Here is a 1005-nt window from a genome sequence, read left to right as displayed (position 1 = left end):
GAGTAACCAACAAGCGGTGTTCCTTGGCAGTGATGGCCGAAGCTACTCCCTTGAATCTCATTCATTACCGTCGGCACGTAGCCAAGGTGAGCCAATTACAGGCCGCCTGAACGTCAGTCCGGGTTCTTCGATTCGCCAAGTGGTGATGGGAGAGAATGAACAGCTATGGTTAGTCGGTTCTGATGCTGGTTATGGCTTTGTTTGTAAGGGTAGCGATCTGCTGTCTAAGAACAAGAGCGGTAAAGCGTTAGTTAACTTGCCACAAGCTTCTGAAGTGATGTTGCCAAGCCCTATTGCAGACTTGGACAGTAACCAGATTCTGGCGATTACTAACCAAGGCCGTATGTTGTTGTTCCCTATTAAAGACCTACCTCAGCTGAGCAAAGGTAAAGGTAACAAGATCATCAACATCCCTTCTGCGAAAGCAAAAGAGCGTGAAGAGTTTGTATCGCATCTGATGGCTATTCCAGAGAATGCAACGCTGACTATTTACGCGGGTAAACGTAAACTTGGCTTGAAACCTGCGGATCTTGAAAACTTCCGTGGTGAGCGTGGTCGTCGTGGTGGTCTGCTCCCAAGAGGTTTGCAGCGTGTGACTCGCATCGATATCGATGAACCTAGTGACGCCTAGTTTTGATTGAGTTTGTCATTAGCTTTGATTGATAAAAGAAAACCCAGCTTAAGAGCTGGGTTTTTTGTATCTATACTTTTTGTCTCTGTAATTGGCGGTTTGAGTTACTCGCTATTAGCAATCAAACTAAATAAAGACTACAGGCGTGTGTCTTCGGTAATGGTGACCTTGAGTGTCTTGTTTTCACCTTTGCGCAATACACCAACATCAATGATAGTACCCGGGCGAAGGTCAGTAACAATGTCCATTACGCTCTGTCGTCCGCTAATTTGGGTGTTGTTGATGCTGATAATGATATCTTGTGCTTCAAAGCCGGCATCGGCTGCAGGACCATTCGGGTCAATGCCTAAGACAACAATACCACCGATGTTCTT

2 protein-coding genes are annotated in these 1005 nt (G+C 46.1%); one reads left to right on the top strand and one right to left on the bottom strand.

The annotated features are described in order from the left end of the window. Nucleotides 1–631: DNA gyrase C-terminal beta-propeller domain-containing protein (locus tag AB4496_RS23715; protein WP_372132216.1), on the top strand; the 631-nt coding region annotated here is incomplete at its 5' end. A 137-nt stretch (nt 632–768) separates the two neighbouring features. On the opposite strand, the gene AB4496_RS23710 is transcribed toward AB4496_RS23715, so the two are convergent. Next, the coding region (locus AB4496_RS23710) for a PDZ domain-containing protein (protein WP_372132214.1) at nt 769–1005 on the bottom strand (237 nt) is incomplete at its 5' end.

Origin of the sequence: Vibrio sp. 10N.222.46.A1, from assembly GCF_041473595.1 — a bacterium.
In the GTDB taxonomy this organism is placed as follows: Bacteria; Pseudomonadota; Gammaproteobacteria; order Enterobacterales; family Vibrionaceae; genus Vibrio; species Vibrio tasmaniensis_A.
This window is presented reverse-complemented; position numbering and strand designations above follow the sequence as displayed.